Annotated in this window: 15 protein-coding genes and 2 tRNA genes; 12 read left to right on the forward strand and 5 right to left on the reverse strand. The window is 43.2% G+C overall.

Annotated features, from left to right (window positions below; all coding sequences use genetic code 11):
- Positions 1-18 precede the first annotated feature (18 nt).
- Positions 19-93, forward strand: a tRNA-Val gene (locus tag M3O96_RS21270).
- 25 nt (positions 94-118) lie between these two features.
- Positions 119-370 carry a GIY-YIG nuclease family protein gene (locus tag M3O96_RS21275; RefSeq protein ID WP_249724829.1) on the forward strand — a complete coding sequence of 84 codons (252 nt, stop codon included), beginning with the start codon at positions 119-121 and terminating at the stop codon, positions 368-370.
- 460 nt (positions 371-830) lie between these two features.
- On the opposite strand, the gene M3O96_RS21280 is transcribed toward M3O96_RS21275, so the two are convergent.
- The gene (locus M3O96_RS21280; protein WP_249724890.1) at positions 831-2,672 is read right to left on the reverse strand and encodes a TonB-dependent receptor plug domain-containing protein; all 1,842 of its coding nucleotides are present in this window, start codon (positions 2,670-2,672) and stop codon (positions 831-833) included.
- Between the two features lie 168 nt (positions 2,673-2,840).
- Here M3O96_RS21280 and M3O96_RS21285 point away from each other — a divergent pair, with 168 nt between their 5' ends.
- Complete coding sequence (locus M3O96_RS21285) at positions 2,841-4,802, forward strand: M1 family metallopeptidase (protein ID WP_249724831.1); 1,962 nt, start codon at positions 2,841-2,843, stop codon at positions 4,800-4,802.
- Between the two features lie 16 nt (positions 4,803-4,818).
- Here M3O96_RS21285 and M3O96_RS21290 read toward each other — a convergent pair whose 3' ends face one another.
- The 4 genes from M3O96_RS21290 to ruvC all read right to left on the reverse strand — a co-directional run bounded on the left by M3O96_RS21290 (position 4,819) and on the right by ruvC (position 8,434).
- Positions 4,819-5,013 (reverse strand): hypothetical protein, encoded by a 195-nt coding sequence (locus M3O96_RS21290; RefSeq protein ID WP_241143097.1) that lies wholly within the window; start codon positions 5,011-5,013, stop codon positions 4,819-4,821.
- Between the two features lie 200 nt (positions 5,014-5,213).
- A complete protein-coding gene (locus tag M3O96_RS21295; RefSeq protein ID WP_249724835.1) occupies positions 5,214-6,341 on the reverse strand; it encodes an SO2930 family diheme c-type cytochrome in 1,128 nt (375 codons plus the stop codon).
- A 3-nt stretch (positions 6,342-6,344) separates the two neighbouring features.
- Positions 6,345-7,646, reverse strand: coding sequence for a parallel beta-helix domain-containing protein (locus tag M3O96_RS21300; protein WP_249724838.1), 1,302 nt, complete (start codon positions 7,644-7,646; stop codon positions 6,345-6,347).
- 209 nt (positions 7,647-7,855) lie between these two features.
- Positions 7,856-8,434, reverse strand: a complete 579-nt coding sequence (gene ruvC / locus M3O96_RS21305) for a crossover junction endodeoxyribonuclease RuvC (RefSeq protein ID WP_249724841.1) — start codon at positions 8,432-8,434, stop codon at positions 7,856-7,858.
- Positions 8,435-8,455: 21 nt separating this feature from the next.
- Here ruvC and M3O96_RS21310 point away from each other — a divergent pair, with 21 nt between their 5' ends.
- The 9 genes from M3O96_RS21310 (at position 8,456) to M3O96_RS21350 (ending at position 15,759) form a co-directional block, all read left to right on the forward strand.
- Positions 8,456-9,574: a glycosyltransferase gene (locus M3O96_RS21310; protein ID WP_249724844.1), complete on the forward strand. Its 1,119-nt coding sequence runs from the start codon at positions 8,456-8,458 to the stop codon at positions 9,572-9,574.
- A 24-nt stretch (positions 9,575-9,598) separates the two neighbouring features.
- Positions 9,599-9,850, forward strand: coding sequence for a hypothetical protein (locus M3O96_RS21315; RefSeq protein WP_249724846.1), 252 nt, complete (start codon positions 9,599-9,601; stop codon positions 9,848-9,850).
- Positions 9,840-11,072 carry a PP2C family protein-serine/threonine phosphatase gene (locus tag M3O96_RS21320; protein ID WP_249724849.1) on the forward strand — a complete coding sequence of 411 codons (1,233 nt, stop codon included), beginning with the start codon at positions 9,840-9,842 and terminating at the stop codon, positions 11,070-11,072. The genes M3O96_RS21315 and M3O96_RS21320 overlap by 11 nt, the downstream gene beginning before the upstream one ends.
- A 1-nt stretch (position 11,073) precedes the next feature.
- Complete coding sequence (locus M3O96_RS21325; protein ID WP_249724851.1) at positions 11,074-11,703, forward strand: polysaccharide deacetylase family protein; 630 nt, start codon at positions 11,074-11,076, stop codon at positions 11,701-11,703.
- Positions 11,700-12,806 carry a glycosyltransferase gene (locus M3O96_RS21330; protein WP_249724867.1) on the forward strand — a complete coding sequence of 369 codons (1,107 nt, stop codon included), beginning with the start codon at positions 11,700-11,702 and terminating at the stop codon, positions 12,804-12,806. Before M3O96_RS21325 ends, M3O96_RS21330 begins: the two co-directional genes overlap by 4 nt.
- Positions 12,803-13,579 (forward strand): TatD family hydrolase, encoded by a 777-nt coding sequence (locus M3O96_RS21335; RefSeq protein ID WP_249724870.1) that lies wholly within the window; start codon positions 12,803-12,805, stop codon positions 13,577-13,579. Before M3O96_RS21330 ends, M3O96_RS21335 begins: the two co-directional genes overlap by 4 nt.
- Positions 13,576-14,649, forward strand: a complete 1,074-nt coding sequence (locus M3O96_RS21340; RefSeq protein ID WP_249724873.1) for an asparaginase — start codon at positions 13,576-13,578, stop codon at positions 14,647-14,649. Before M3O96_RS21335 ends, M3O96_RS21340 begins: the two co-directional genes overlap by 4 nt.
- Positions 14,650-15,088: 439 nt before the next feature.
- Positions 15,089-15,176: transfer RNA gene (locus M3O96_RS21345), tRNA-Ser, on the forward strand.
- 334 nt (positions 15,177-15,510) lie between these two features.
- A complete protein-coding gene (locus M3O96_RS21350) occupies positions 15,511-15,759 on the forward strand; it encodes a hypothetical protein (RefSeq protein ID WP_249724876.1) in 249 nt (82 codons plus the stop codon).
- The last annotated feature ends 148 nt before the right edge of the window (positions 15,760-15,907 follow it).

Here is a 15,907-nt window from a genome sequence, read left to right on the forward strand (position 1 = left end):
ATCAAAAGAATATTTATTGGGAGTTTAGCTCAGCTGGTTCAGAGCATCTGCCTTACAAGCAGAGGGTCGGGGGTTCGAATCCCTCAACTCCCACATAGCCTCGAATGAGGCTTTTTTTATGCCCTGCCATCTTTACATCCTCTATTCAAAAAACCTTGACAAATATTACGTCGGACATACTTGCGATGTGATGAATGAAAGGTTGCGAAAACACAATTCAAATCACAAGGGTTTTACTGGCAGTTCCCCAGACTGGATTTTGATGTATATGGAAGAATATTCAGACAAGGAATCAGCATATCGAAGGGAGAGGCAGGTGAAATCATGGAAAAGTAGGAAAAAAATTCTTGAGCTGATAGATCGGGAATAGCAAAGTTGGTTCAGAACATCCCGACAGAGTCGGAAGGGTCGGGGTCCCGATAGCTATCGCGGACGAATCCCTCAACTCCCACATAGCCTCAAATGAGGCTTTTTTTATGTCAAAAAATCTATCTTCCTTGTCAAGTTTAAGAATTTGTTTTTCATTTTTCAAGCCAAGATTTCGGTCTGGTATGTGTCCCTTTAGGGACTTTATATAGGTAGAAATATAGGTAAACGATAAGTTATTGTGCCTTTAGGTACAAAACATATTACGTACCTAAAGGCACGTAATCCTGATCTGTCAATTCTCCTGTTACCCATATTTTGTCCCTAAAGGGACTTAAAATAACTTTGTTGCTAACCTGATTTTTTAAATTAAAAAAGGGGCATAATATGCCATTTTCGATTTTCTTTCCTCTATTCTAGATGAAAAATCATGATTAAACTATCAAATGATTATGATTATAAATTCAATCCAGATTAATCATAAACCCAGCCTTGAACCATCTTCCCGGCATCTGCACAAATCCCGCTTCCACATAATCTGCGTCAGTGATGTTGGAGGCTTCAAGGAATAGCCCGAATTTCTTTAGCCTGTTGTAATCCAATCTCGCATCCAATAGGAAATAGGGTTCCAAAGCCATCCTTTCGATATACCTTCCCTTGATGGTGAGTTCCGCACGCTTCACAAACTCCGCCTGAATGCCGCCAATCACCTGATGTCTCAGCGAATTCAATGCATAACGCGATTCTACGCCGGAGGCCTGATTCAAGTCCGCATTGATATAGTTGTAGCTGAGCATCAATTCCTTGATTTTGGCATTTTCGCCACCCAAGTCTGCAACGTATTGGATGGATGTCTCGATACCATTAAACCGCACCTCAGAGATGTTTTGCGGCGTCCATTTATTGCGGTTGGGTTGGGTTTCGCTTGGTTCTCTGTTCCAGTCGATCAGGTTTTGGGTGAATCTGTGAAAAAACACCAACTCAGTCCTTAACCTGCTTTTGTTGAATTTCCATCCTATCTCAAAGTTTTCAGCTTCTTCGGGCAAGAGGTTAGGATTGCTTTGGTTGCTTGGATCTTCATAATACAATTCGGTAAAAGACGGGATCCGAAAGCTGATTCCATAGTTGGAATAAAGCCTTGAGGAGGCATTGACTTGGTAGCCGATTTCTGCTCCGGGAAAATGCTTCCATTTGTATTCATTGTAGTAATTGGTATAGAGTCCTGCCCGGAAGTCAAACTTATCGGCGAATTCAATTCTGTGTTCCGCAAAGATTCCCGCAAAAGTCCTGCTCCTGCTGCCAAGATTGGTGCTTTCGATTTTCTCTTCCCTACCTTCAACCCCAAATCCTGTTGTTCCGATTTTGGATGTAAAGGTGCCGTTCAGCTCCAAGGCAAATACATCCGAAGTGTGCAGATTGGTAAAAAAAGCCGGTTCATTCCTCCTGAGTCTGAACTCATCGTCGTTCCTTCTCCAATATCCGCGTGTCTGAAAATAGAGTTTGTCGAATCTATAAGTATGGCTCAGGGCAGCTAGAAAAGTCTGTACACTTTCCCATTGGTCGGGAAAGGAATTGGTGTAGAATCCATTTGCCCCAAAATCCCTATCAGAATATCCCGCCATGGCCCGGATCTCATTTCTATCATTGATGTCAAATCCCGATTCATAGAACAGGTTGGTCACTTTAAAATCTGAATTGTACCAATGCCCGTCTGAAGCATCATGGGAAGCGGAGATGGTTTGTTTGTATTTTCCGACAGGAAGAGAAGAAACGATACTTCCCCCACGCATTCCAAAATCACCGCCAAATCCCTGGATATTGAGGCTTTTTTTATCTGAAAGCGTCGTGATGACATTGACAGCACCTGCAAAAGCATTTTGTCCAAAAATCCTCGAACCCGGACCTTTCAGCACTTCCACCCTTTGGATGGCTTGAAGCGGAACGGGAATATTGACCATGTGGTGACCTGTCTGCGGATCGGTGAGCTTGATGCCGTTGATCAGCATTAGCGTCTGTTCAAAATTTCCCCCACGAATCCCTATATTGGCCTGTACCCCGCTGACTCCCCTTTGCCTGACATCGACTCCCGGCGTAAATGAAAGTACCTCCTGCAAACTTCTCGCAGGAGTGGTTTCTATGGCTTTTCTGTTGATAACGGTGATGTTTCTGGAAACCTTGTTGAAAGGGATTTCCATCCTGTTTTCCATGATGGTCACTTCGCCCAAATCCACCGTAGTGGTGTCCTGAAAAGCTTTGGCAAAGCCGGCTGAAAGTAACAAACCCAAAATCGTAAATCTAATCCGCATGAATAGCTGTGGTTTTTGAGCAGGTAAATTACCCATGATTTAATTCTATTTCCAAATTCTCTTTGATTGGCCTTTTGTTTCGTTTTTCAGTCAATAACCCTATAAAAATGAATTTTTTCTTCTGAACCGATTCTGTATTTTAGCCGAATTATTAAATAGTTGGAATTTATGATAAGAATTCAAAATCTAAAAATTTTAGTTTTTCTTTTTGCTTTGGTATTTGGGAAAGACATTCAGGCCCAAGAGGTCAAAGACAACAGAGATGGCGCATTTACGGAATTTGGGTATAGACAGGGAACAGCCTATCGAACTGCCTCCGGTAAACCTGGACCGATGTACTGGCAAAATGGTGCTGATTATCTGATTGATGTGGCTTTGGATGAAACCAACCATATCCTAAAAGGAAAGATCACCATCACCTACAAAAACAACAGCCCCGAGAGTCTGGATTTTGTGTGGCTTTATCTAGAGCAAAATAGGTTTACAGCAGACTCAAGGGGACAATTGACCACGCCTGTACAGGGCAACCGCTACAACGGTGACGTAGATGGTGGCTATAAAATCGAAAATCTGAAAGCCCAAGTCGTTGGGAAAAACAGACCTGTTTCGGAAAAACACATGGTCAGCGATACGAGGATGCAGGTGTTTTTTGCAGAGCCTATTCCTGCCAATGGTGGAAAGGCAACTGTTTCCATGGACTTCGAATACAAAATTCCTGAAAAAGGAATGGACCGGATGGGCCGTCTCAAGGTCAAAGACGGAACCATCTATGCCATGGCGCAGTGGTATCCCAAAGTTGCAGTCTTCGACGACGTGACAGGTTGGAATACTGATCCTTACCTTGGTGCAGGTGAATTCTACCTCGGATATGGGGATTTTGAATATAAGGTTACTGTACCTTTTGATCACATCGTAGTTGCTTCCGGTGAATTGCTCAATCCTGCCCAAGTGCTCACCAAAGAGCAGCAAAACAGGATGAAGAAGGCTGCTGAAAGTGATGAGCGGGTGTACCTCATCAGTCCTGAAGAAGTGACAGATTATGCTACATACCGTCCAAAGCAGGAAGGAACCATGACTTGGCATTTCAAAATCAACAATGCAAGAGATGTGGCCTTTTCCACTTCCAAGGCATTTATATGGGATGCGGCAAGGATCAACTTGCCAAGTGGGAAGAAAGCCATGGCGCAATCTGTCTATCCAAAAGAAAGTGATGGGCAGGAAGCTTGGGGAAGGTCAACAGAATATAGCAAAGCCTCCATTGAACATTATTCCAAAAAATGGTATGAATATCCCTATCCTGTTGCCGTCAATGTGGCCGCAGAGATCAACGGCATGGAATATCCGGGAGTCAACTTTTGCAGCTGGAGATCCAAAGGAGCAGGATTATGGGGAGTGACCGACCATGAATTTGGTCACAACTGGTTCCCGATGGTAGTGGGCACCAATGAAAGAAGACACGCATGGATGGATGAGGGATTCAATACATTCATCAATTATTATAGCTATCTGGAATTCAATAACGGTGAATATACCAACTCCCTAATCCAAACGAGAAGGTACCTGGGCTGGCTGACCAACAAAGACCGTGAACCTATCGCAACGCATGCTGACAGGACCCAATCCAACAACCTTGGAATGGTTGCCTACATGAAACCGGCATTGGGTCTGATCATGTTGAGGGAATATGTACTCGGGGCGGAGCGGTTTGACAATGCCTTCAGGTCTTATATCAAAACCTGGGCTTACAAACATCCACAGCCGACTGACTTCTTCAACCACATGGAAAATGTCTCCGGTGAAAACCTGGATTGGTTCTGGAAAGGTTGGTTTTATAGCAATGCCAACATCGACCTTGCGATCAACAGTGTACAGCCCTACGGTGCCAATTATTTGGTTTCCCTTTCCAATCTAGGAGAAATGCCGATGCCTGTACTGTTGGAAATTACTTACGAAGACGGACAAAAGGAAAGAAGGATGCTTCCTGTAGAAATCTGGTTCAAAGGCAATCAATGGAGTCACCTGCTCAAAGTCGATAAAAAAGTAGTCGCTGTCGAAATTGATCCTGACAAAGTGATCACTGACACCAATCTCGCCAATGACAAATGGCCGAGTGGGGTGTATAAGGATTAAAAATCAAAAGGCCGAATCAATCGATTCGGCCTTTTTGTTTGTGGAGTTCTTTTGCTTCATTGATGGTTTTCTCCATATCCTCCAACATTGCTTTGGAAAATGCTACAGGATTTTCTAAAGCTAAATTTTCCATTTCTTGATCAATTAGGGCCTGTTCATTTTTGGAAGCGGTTCTATACCGCATTTTAAGCTCCTTTATTTTTTCTTCCATGTATTTTGGCTTTTTTGATTTGTAAAGAAGATTTTTCTCAATAAGTTTTTATGGATTGATGGGTTGGCTATCAAAGCCTTTCGAACGGTTGGTTAACAGCACAATATCAATTAATATCCAATATCCATTAATATCCAATTGCACCTAGATAAATGGTCGCTACAAACAAGTTAAGTCAAATATTTATTGAGGGTACTATTTCATTTCAACCCATTTATCCACTCTCTAATCAATTCAAGTCCTTCCTCATGTACAGTGACCCTACCGATTTCGGGCATGGCGGCACCCACCTGATTGGTGGACATGCGGTAAGTCAGGATGGATTGGTCTGCCTGTCCGGGTACAATATCGTATTTGAATGTCCCGGCACCGAAACCCGCCGCAACAGGGGTTTTGTTGATGCCAAGCTTCAAGGGGTCTGTTTCTTCATAAGTCAAAAACAACCCTGAAGTGCTTGCGGGTCCATCAGCCCGGTGACAATGTCCGCAGTTGATGTCGAGGTAAGCCTTGGCACGGAGTTCTAAAGAATGGTTGGCTTGGGTATAATCCAACATGGCTGGATAAGTAGTTGGGTCATTGAGATCCGCAAGGTATCCCATTTCTTGCCATTTGACGAGTTGGTTTTTTTCTCCCTCGGCAAATCTGATGTCATGGTTGAGATGCTTGGCCTTGACACCGATGGGAACAAGCTGCTCCTTTTCATTGTGACAGCTTTTGCATTGGTTTTTGTTGGGTACGATGTAATTGATGACTTGGTCTTTGCCTTGAAGGTCTGTCCAAGCCACTTCGATTTCTGCACCTACCACCTTATATACAGCATCGCTTTGATCTTCCTTCCAAACGTAAGGAAAGGCATCCCAAACTCCGTTTCTTTTGACCATCAGGCGGGTTTCTATGATTCTTTTTTCCGCTTCCGGTTTTCTAAAATCCGTAGGATAATAAAAATTTTTGATGATAACCGTATTGTCTGGTAAATCCATGCTGCCTTCGACATCATCTCTGATACTCGCTGTAGTACCTTCCGGCATCCAGACAAACCTTGACTTGTGTGCGTAATCCGTAAAGAGTGAAGAAGCGGGTTCATACAAAAGCACGCCCTCATCAGGATCAAGGGATCTCAGTTTTCCTTTGAAGAAGCCATAATCCGATAAGTTTTTGAAAGGAATCTGACTGAAATCCAAAGAAGCAGTCTCGACCAAAGGCGCTTCTATTTCTGAGATTTCAACCTTGCTGACTGTGGATTCTTCCTGCTTTTTTTCGCAGGAAAAAACCAGAATGAGAAAGCCTAAAGCCAAGACAACCGAATAGTATTTTTTAGACAATTTCATAAATCACAATTTCGCAATGGCACTGACATCTGTTTTGACCTCCAATTCACAGTTGAAAGGCGCATAATCCTTGGAAGACTTGATGTTGTCCTCACCCTCCCAAAGATCAAAAAGCGTAAAATGCATCTTCTCCATTTCTTTTTCCCTGATACAGATTTTCATAGGGTTTGATTGGATATTGTCTGCTATGCTTTTGTCCCAAAATCCGTCATAAATGATGTCCTGTGTTCTTGCAAAGCCTGTTGCATTGTAAACCGAAATCAGTTTCCCAAACTCTTTGCTGAAGTCCGGAAATGCCCAGGTCCGCTGATAGTCATTGTCATGAACAAAGACATTGGAGCTAAATGGAGACCAATTAGGCGCATCCATCGGAAAGCCTGTAATGTGGTAATTGGCTATGGCGACTCCGACAGTTTTGTTTTTGTGTATTCTGTTGTCAAAAATTTCCACTTCCTTGGCAGCCAAGATGACGATGCCCGAACCGGGAGGAATCATCGTCACGGTATTGCCGTTAGGGTCCTCACTCAAGGCCGTGGCAAAGTTTTTATGGTTGTTGTGGAGGACTTCGTTATTATAGATTTTTGTCCCGCGACCGTCTGATTTCGGAAGTCCGGGGAGATTAAATACCAAAATCCCTCCTGAATTGTCCCTGACTGTATTTCCATAAACTTCAGCATTGTCTGAATTCTCTATTTCAATTCCTGCCACATTGCCAAAGGCAAGGGAATTCCTGACAATGATATTTTCGGATTGGCCGACATAGATTCCCGCATCTTTAGAATGCGAGGCAATGCATTCATCGATCAGGACATTTTTGCATTGAACAGGGTAGATGGCGTAGGTACCGTTTTTGGATTTGTCGCCATTGGTCCATGTGACATTGACTTTCCGGAAGGTGATCCCGTCACAATGTTGCGATTTGATGCCATCACCGGGCGCATCTTCGACACTCAGGTCCTGGATGGTGATATTGTTGCCCACCAATTTGACGCCTTCACCGCCAGCTTTGAGGTCTCGGAAAGAAAGCACCGTTTCGGTCAGTCCCGCGCCTTTGATGGTGATATGATTTTTATTGTCCAAGATCAGTTGGGTTTTAAAAGCATAAAATCCTGCGGGGATTTCGATCACCATGTTGTCTTCTGCAAGTACAAATTGCTCAATGACTTTTTCGATTTCTTCCTGGGTAGCTTTTCTCAACTTGGAAGAATCAAATGTTTGTTCGGTGGTGCTGCTGTTGCAAGAGGTAATCAGGAAGATGAAACTAAATAGCCCTAATAGAGGAATGATGCTGAGCTTGGTTTTCATGGTTATTGGGTTAGTGTTTTTGATCTGTGAATTGCTGGTTGAGAAAATTAGGTCTTTCAATTTCAGACAATACCACTATCAAAAATACAATTTTATTTGCAGGATGGTGATGGATAAATATCAAAAAATCAGACGACTCCGCTCAGAATTCCCTGGGTTCCTATCTAGTTACTTTGGTAGAATCAAAAGACACATCTGCACTTAAGCTACTATTGACTTTTTACCCGGTTTGGATTGTCCTCCAAAAATGATTTCCAACCTGCTGTTCGGCCTCTTGTCTGCAACCTCCCATCATGGAAATGGTGGCAGAGCGCTACAGCGAGCGCATCAGTGGCATCCAGAAGCTTTGGGATTTCTTCGATATTGAGTAAAGTTTTGAGCATTTCGGCAACCTGGATTTTGGAAGCGTTTCCATTACCGGTGACGGATTGCTTTACTTTTTTGGGAGAATATTCGGTAATCGGAATGTCCCTTGCCAAAGCGGCTGCCATGGCCACTCCCTGTGCACGTCCCAGCTTGAGCATGGATTGGACGTTTTCTCCATAGAATGGTGCTTCCAAAGCCACCGTGTCCGGATGGAATTCATCAATGATGCCGGTGACCCTTTCAAATATCTTTTTGAGCTTCAGTTCATGCCCCACATACTTCTTGAGATGGATGACGCCAAACTGCAGCACACTGTATTTTTTCCCCTCAATCAGGATCAATCCATAGCCCATCACGTTGGTTCCGGGATCAATGCCTAGAATAATTTTTTCCTTTGCCTCTTTTTTATCTTCTTTACTCATTACCGCAAGTTAAAGCAATTCATGCTAACATTTTACCTTTTGTTTGGGATACTTTATGGACTTTTGCTCGTTTTGCTGGGCAAAACCTGGATGGGAAAACCCCAAGTTTTCACCGAAAACAGAGAGCCTGAGTTGGTTACCCTTCTCGTTCCTTACCGGAATGAAAGGCATAATATTCCGGTCATTCTCCCTCAGATTTCGGGTCTTTCCTTCAGACCACTCCAAGTAATATTTATCAATGACCAAAGTGAAGACGGTGGCAAAGAACTCTTGGAAGATTTGATCCAAAGCATTTCAGATGAGTACTTGAAAATACTTTCTCTTGACAGTATCGGGGTGGGTAAAAAAGCAGCGATCAAAACCGGGATCCAAAATGCATTCGGAAGCCTCATACTAACAACAGATGCAGACTGTTTTCTTCCTTCTGATTGGGTGGAGCAAATGATCCAGCCATTTTCCGATGAAAACACGATGATGGTCGCAGGGCCAATCTTACCCAAAGGTGATCAGGGTTTTTTTCAAAACTTCCAACAGATCGAATGGGCAAGCATCCTTTTGGTCACGCAGGCCGGGTTTTATTTCGGTTCTCCCATCATGTGCAGCGCCGCCAATATGGCTTACAGAAAATCAGCCTTCTTCGAAGTGGAGGGATACCTTGGCAATGAGAACCTTTTGTCGGGTGACGATGAGTTTTTATTGAAAAAGATGGTCAATAGGTTCGGGCCTGATGCTGTTGTCTACCAAAAAGAAAATCTCGTCTACACCCAAACTCAGCATTCTTGGAATGAACTTTTTTCCCAAAGATTTCGATGGGCCTCCAAATGGAAATCGCATCAATCTATTGCACACCTTTTAGCAGCTTTGTTTCCTGTCGCTGTTCAGCTGATATTCCTTTCTAGTTTTTCCATGCTGTTTTTAGGAATCCAAGGGAGCTTGGTTTTTGGCTTGATATGGCTTTTGAAGGTTTATTTTGAAACCCGGACTTTGGGCAAGGTTTTGAGAACTTTTGGTGTCCATCCAAAAATAGGATGGTTTTTGCTCACAGGAATAGTCCATCCGATTTATGTGTTGGTGAGTGCTTTCGGTGCTTTATTTGTAAAATTTCAATGGAAAGGAAGATATTCTTCTGGGAAGGCTTAATTTTAGGTTTCAATACAAAATAAAATGAATGACAATGAGTTTGATTTACTGGATGAATTGTATTTTGTCCAGCCATATAGTTACTTGGAAGAAACCTTAAAATGGGAAGAGCAGAGGCTTTTGGGAACCTTAAAATCCCTTCATTCCAAAGGATATATCAAATGTCTTTATGCTCCGGACGATGAAATATTCGGTACGGTGGATTTTGAAGCGAAAGGAAAGGATTTATTTTACCTCGCCACCAAAAAAGGCCTAATGCAACATAATGCCATCTAAAAAAACCGACGTGACAGTACAATTAGTCAAATTTCAAAAGAAGGAACTAGAGCTCAAGGCCCTGCTTGAAATCACGCAGGCCATCAATGAAAACAAGTCGGCTGCAGTACTTTTTGATATATTCAAGTTTACCTGCTTGGTACACCTGAACATCAAATCCATCCTATTGTACATGTCAAACCATGACCACTTTGAAAAAAAGATCAGCCATGGTATCAAAAGCAAAGTTCCTGATGCCATTCTTTCCGAAAAAATAAACTTCGACCGTGGCAGTGGTGAATTGAATATCGAAGTCTCCGAAGGATTTTCATTTGCTGAACTCGAAAATTACCTTCCTGTCTTTCACAAGGAAAAAATGCTCGCCATCCTTTTTCTCAAAAAGAAAGATGAAAAGGAAGACCTTGACCTTGATTTTACCCAAGCATTGACCAATATCATGGTCGTGGCTTTGGAGAATAAACGCTTTGCCAAGCGGCAGCTCGAGCAGGAAAGGCTCAATAGAGAAATGGAAATCGCCTCTAATGTGCAGCGCATGCTTTTTCCCGCCGTACTTCCACAGACCGACAAACTCAAAGCCAAAGTGACTTACATTCCCCACTCCACAGTCGGGGGGGATTATTATGACCTGATCCAAAAATCCGAGGATGAAGTCTTCTTCTGCATTGCCGATGTATCGGGCAAAGGCATGCCGGCGGCTTTGCTGATGTCCAATTTTCAGGCAGCATTGCGGACCTTGTTGAGGAGTTCATCGGATTTGAAGATGATCGTCGAGCAACTGAACTTCACCATCTTTGACAATACAAAAGGGGAGCGCTTCATCACTTTTTTTCTTGGCTATTACAATTACAAAAAAAGAGAACTTACCTATGTCAATGCCGGCCATAATCCTCCGGTATTGTGTTGGGAAGGGGAAAAGAGAACAGAGACCTTGGGCGCAGGGACGACCGTACTCGGGGCGTTTGAAGAATTACCGTTTTTGGAATTGGGAGAAAGGGAACATCTGAAAGGGTTTACCATCCACCTCTACACAGACGGATTGACAGAAAGCTTTGACAAAGACGAAAAGGAATATGGAGACGAGCGTTTCAATCAGTTTGTCAAAAGCCACCTTTGCCTTGATCCAAGTATTTTCCATCAGTTGTTTTTTGAAGAATTGAAGGTTTTTTCCACAGGTGGAGAACAAAGGGATGACATTACTTTGCTCAGCTTAAGACTACAATAGCATGGTTTGGATGCATCATGTCCCGGCTGTGATTCCGAAAGTTTTCGACAAATTTATCTGGAACAAAACCCGTGATGAAAAGACCATCTACCTGACTTTTGACGATGGGCCGGTGCCGGGGATTACGGATTTTGTACTGAACGAACTAGCGAAAAGAGACATGAAGGCCACATTTTTTATGGTGGGTGCCAATGTCGAAAAGCATCCAAGCCTCGCCAAAGAGGTGCAACAGGCCGGAAACGGAATCGGAAACCACACTTTCCACCACCTTGACGGTTACCGAAATTCCGATGCATTGTATTTGGAGGACATTGAAAAGTGTCAACAAATCCTGCAGGAAACGCTTGATATTAACCCGGTTAATTTTCGTCCACCCTACGGAAAGATCAGCAAAAGCCAATCAAAACTTGTGCTGCCAAAATACCAGATCATCATGTGGGATGTACTGTCGGGTGATTATGACCCGGATCAAAGTGCAGAAAAATGCCTCTCCAAAACCAAGCAATATTCCAAAAACGGATCCATCATACTTTTTCACGACCAACAAAAAACCGAACGGATAGTTAAAAAAGTCTTGCCGGAGTATCTTGACTTCATCCTTGACAAAGGTTTCCAAACAGCAGTATTATGATTTATGGATTGGTAGTGGTCGTGGTTTTTTTATTGCTGTTGCAGGATGCGCTGCTTGTGATTTTGATTCAAATGAATTTTAACAAATACAACGAAGCCCAAAATCCCGATTTCCTGAAGGTCAGTATATTGATTCCCTGCCGCAACGAAGCCCATAACTTACTCCGGGTTCTTGCTTCCTTAGAAAAACTCGATTACCCAAAAGACCAAGTCCAATTTATTTTAGGCGATGATCACAGTTCAGATGAGACAGCGACAATTTTGGAGAATTGGGTTTCAAAGCATTCCAATTCCATCTTGATAGCCATCATTGAAGGCGATCAGAAGCGTATGAACGGCAAGGCAAACGCCCTTTCCCAAATGGTCAAATCCGCAGAGGGTGATTTCTATTTGTTTACCGATGCGGACTGTGTAGTACCTTCCAATTGGGTCAAATCGATGCTCTTGGCCCAAAAAAACTCCGATGCGGGAATCGTCACCGGCATTACGCATATCGGTTCAGATTCCTTCTTTGGCAAAATGCAGGCCCTCGATTGGTGGCTTTCTCTAGGGATGGTCAAGGTGATGAATGACCTTGGCATTTCCGTGACTTCCATGGGTAACAACATGCTGATTACAAAAAAGGCCTATGCCTCGGTGGGAGGATTTGAGGGACTTCCATTTTCCTTGACAGAGGATTTTGAAATGGGCAAAGCCATCGAAAAGAAAGGTTTTGTCGCGATCCATCATGTCTCAGCCGACAACTTGGTCGAGACTTTACCCCAACAAAATTTCAAAGGTTTGTTGGACCAAAGGAAGCGATGGATGCATGGTGCCATGGACCTTCCGATCTATTGGCGGTCGGTATTGGCGATGCAGGTGCTTTTTTTTCCGGCAGTGATTTATTTGTGTTTTTTACAGCTTTTTGCAGGACTCATGGTCTGGGTAATTAAAGTGGCAATCCAATCCCTGTTTATTTACTTATTCTCCCTCAAAACAGGCCAAAAATTGAAAATTTCAACTTTGGCCCTTTTTGAAATATATTATTTGTTTACCTCATGGTCCACAATAGTTTATTATTTTTGGCCGTCAAAAACAGACTGGAAAGGAAGAAAATACGGATGAAGTTTACAGATACACATGCCCATATCTATTCGGACAAATACAATGGGGACAGGGACGAAGTGATCAGGAGGACGGTAGAAAATGGCGTGCACAAAATCTACATGCCCAATGTCGATGTGGATTCGATCGATGCGATGTTGGAAGCTGAGTTGAAAAATCCCGGAGTCTGCATTCCCATGATGGGTTTGCATCCATGCGATGTCAATGCTGAATTTGATAAGCAGCTGTACATCATGGAAGAATGGATCGGAAAGCGGGAGTTTGCAGGAATCGGGGAGACCGGATTGGACCTGTATTGGGATAAGACTTTTTTTGAGCAACAAAAGGAAGCCCTGAAGGTTCAAATCCAATGGGCTAAGAAAAAGAAATGGCCGATTATCCTGCATTGCAGGGAATCCATGGACGAGACCATTGCCATCATCCGAGAAGAAAAATCAGAAGATCTGAAAGGGATTTTCCATTGCTTCACAGGAACTGTCGAGCAAGCCAAGGAAATCATCGAATTGGGGTTTTTGCTTGGAATCGGAGGGGTATCAACCTACAAGAATGGAGGATTGGACAAAGTTTTGCCCGAGATTGGATTGGAACATTTGGTATTGGAAACCGACGGACCATACCTTGCGCCGGCGCCACATCGGGGCAAAAGGAACTCCACAGAATACATTCCTTTGATAGCGCAGCGGGTAGGGGATTTGACGATGAGTACTTTGGAGCAGGTTTCTGCAAGCACAGAAGAGAATTCTAGAAAAATATTTCATCATTTCCGGCTATGAACTATAAAATAATCAGGATCAATACAGCGGCCAAAAATGCAGTGCATTCTTCTGTACTCATTATTTATACTGGAGGCACCTTGGGCATGGCTTATGATGAATCCGGCGCTTTGGTCCCCTTCAACTTTGGGCAGATCATGGAAAAAGTACCGACGCTGACCAATATGAATATTGCGATTACCGTGATTTCATTTCCCGAACCAATTGACTCCTCCAATATCAGCATGCAGCATTGGTTTGACATGGCCTATATCATCTATGAAAATTACGACAGCTATGATGGTTTTGTGATTTTACATGGGACAGATACCATGGCGTATTCCGCCTCGATGATGAGCTACATGCTCAATGGACTGAGCAAACCGGTGGTCTTTACCGGGGCGCAGTTGCCGATATCTGCGATGCGCTCAGATGCGAGGGAAAACCTGATGACTGCCTTGGAGATTGCTTCAGCCAAGTCAGATGGCAAACCGGTCGTGCCTGAAGTCTGTATATTTTTCAACCACATGTTGCTTCGGGGCAATAGGGCAAAGAAAGTGCAGAGTGTGCATTTTGATGCCTATGAATCCGAAAACTATCCTGCCTTAGCCGAAGCAGGGATCATCATTGATTATAATTTTGGTGCAATCAGGCCTTATGAAGAAACGAAGAAACTGAAGTATTTCAACAATTTGGACAACAATGTGATCATCATCAAGCTGTTTCCCGGCATCACAGCGGCAGTGTTGGATTCCTGTTTCAGCATCAAAGGATTAAGGGGCGTGATCCTCGAAACCTATGGTTCAGGCAATAGCCCAAGTGAAAAATGGTTTACCGAATCCTTGGAAAAAGCAGTCAAAAAGGGTATCATCATTCTCAATGTATCTCAGTGCAATGGTGGCAGGGTAATTCAGGGAAGGTACCATACGAGCAAGGACCTGAAAAGAATCGGGGTATTGAGCGGGACAGACATCACTACCGAGGCAGCCGTGACCAAGCTGATGTTCCTCTTGGGCAACGAAACCGACGATACCGAAATCCGAAGAAAGTTGGTGTTACCCATGGCCGGCGAAATGTCCCCACCGAGTTAAAAATGAAGAGTGATGAATTAAGAATGAAGAATGATGAATTCAGAATCCCCCAACATCCCTCATCGGTCACCCGACATCTTTTCTTCTTAAAGGTTTCCTTAATTTCCAAGTGCCCCCTACATCCGTCACCGGTCATCGGTCATCTTTTCCTCCAAGTCCCCCAACATCCGTCATCCGTCATCGGTCACCCGACTTCTTTACGTTTTCCTGCACCTAAACTTCAAGCGCCCCCAACTTCCTTCCGATCGTTATCGGAATTCCTACTTCCTCTCCTCCAAGTCCCCCCAACATCCGTCATCCGTCATCGGTCATCTGACCTTTCCTAAAAAAAACAAGTCCTCTACCCAATTTCCCGGATCCACATTATTTCTCCCCATAAACTTGGATACCCTCCGATTAATTTATTTCTTTGCACTCCGATTCAGAAAAGGATCAAACTAGAGAGGTGTCCGAGTGGTTGAAGGAGCACGCCTGGAAAGTGTGTATACCTCTTAAGGGTATCGAGGGTTCGAATCCCTTCCTCTCTGCAATATCAAATCCTAACTTGCTATAAACGAGGTGAGTTAGGATTTTTGTTTTTTAGTGAGGGTGTAGATTGGGGTGTTGGCTTAAATCCAAAATCAATATTCTGAATTTAATGGGATGAAATCTTTGTTCATCTTGGAAAAAAAATTGTACTCAAGATCTGTCTTTTTCATACCCTGAGAAAATTCTTCAACAATACTTTTGAGTTTCTCTGCGGAATAATTTGGTTAGTAATCCCCTTTAAAATACCCTTCTGATTTAACTTGATCCGGCCCGGGATCCAACGCATTTCGGTCAAGAATCGCCTAAGAAGGAGAATCTTCAATACCGAAATGGATGGAGCACCCTCTTATTTCTAACCCTTCGACCAACAGTTCGCCGCGGTTGAGCTTAATATTATTTACCCGTGCAAGGTGCTCCCAATCCATCTTTTCACTGCACTTTGAAATTACTCACAACATTCCTAGTAATCAGAAAATATTGGACTTTGAAAAGCTGAGAAAGCAAATAGGCAATCTTACTATCCTTTCTGCATTTAAAACGGATGAATGGGTGCTGAAAGAATTGAAAGAAGCATTGGAGTAATCTAAAGGATGCTTTTCTCAGTCAGGTGAAATTAGTAAAGGAATGTTTTAGGGGTGTTCCATTATAGAATTTTAATGGGGTATAAAATTCAAACCAAACACTCCATTCTAATATCCTATCCTTGGCCATCTTGGACAAAAGCCCCATC

The sequence above is a fragment of the Aquiflexum sp. TKW24L genome (assembly GCF_023502205.1).
Classification (GTDB): Bacteria; Bacteroidota; Bacteroidia; order Cytophagales; family Cyclobacteriaceae; genus Cognataquiflexum.

Coding starts and splice junctions, on each gene's coding strand:
- M3O96_RS21310 (WP_249724844.1), top strand. CDS start 8,456: ATGCTAACATTTTACCTTTTGTTTGGGATACTTTATGGACTTTTGCTC.
- M3O96_RS21315 (WP_249724846.1), top strand. CDS start 9,599: ATGAATGACAATGAGTTTGATTTACTGGATGAATTGTATTTTGTCCAG.
- M3O96_RS21295 (WP_249724835.1), bottom strand. CDS start 6,341: ATGAAATTGTCTAAAAAATACTATTCGGTTGTCTTGGCTTTAGGCTTT.
- M3O96_RS21325 (WP_249724851.1), top strand. CDS start 11,074: ATGGTTTGGATGCATCATGTCCCGGCTGTGATTCCGAAAGTTTTCGAC.
- M3O96_RS21320 (WP_249724849.1), top strand. CDS start 9,840: ATGCCATCTAAAAAAACCGACGTGACAGTACAATTAGTCAAATTTCAA.
- M3O96_RS21350 (WP_249724876.1), top strand. CDS start 15,511: ATGGAGCACCCTCTTATTTCTAACCCTTCGACCAACAGTTCGCCGCGG.
- M3O96_RS21335 (WP_249724870.1), top strand. CDS start 12,803: ATGAAGTTTACAGATACACATGCCCATATCTATTCGGACAAATACAAT.
- M3O96_RS21285 (WP_249724831.1), top strand. CDS start 2,841: ATGATAAGAATTCAAAATCTAAAAATTTTAGTTTTTCTTTTTGCTTTG.
- ruvC (WP_249724841.1), bottom strand. CDS start 8,434: ATGAGTAAAGAAGATAAAAAAGAGGCAAAGGAAAAAATTATTCTAGGC.
- M3O96_RS21300 (WP_249724838.1), bottom strand. CDS start 7,646: ATGAAAACCAAGCTCAGCATCATTCCTCTATTAGGGCTATTTAGTTTC.
- M3O96_RS21275 (WP_249724829.1), top strand. CDS start 119: ATGCCCTGCCATCTTTACATCCTCTATTCAAAAAACCTTGACAAATAT.
- M3O96_RS21340 (WP_249724873.1), top strand. CDS start 13,576: ATGAACTATAAAATAATCAGGATCAATACAGCGGCCAAAAATGCAGTG.
- M3O96_RS21280 (WP_249724890.1), bottom strand. CDS start 2,672: ATGCGGATTAGATTTACGATTTTGGGTTTGTTACTTTCAGCCGGCTTT.
- M3O96_RS21330 (WP_249724867.1), top strand. CDS start 11,700: ATGATTTATGGATTGGTAGTGGTCGTGGTTTTTTTATTGCTGTTGCAG.
- M3O96_RS21290 (WP_241143097.1), bottom strand. CDS start 5,013: ATGGAAGAAAAAATAAAGGAGCTTAAAATGCGGTATAGAACCGCTTCC.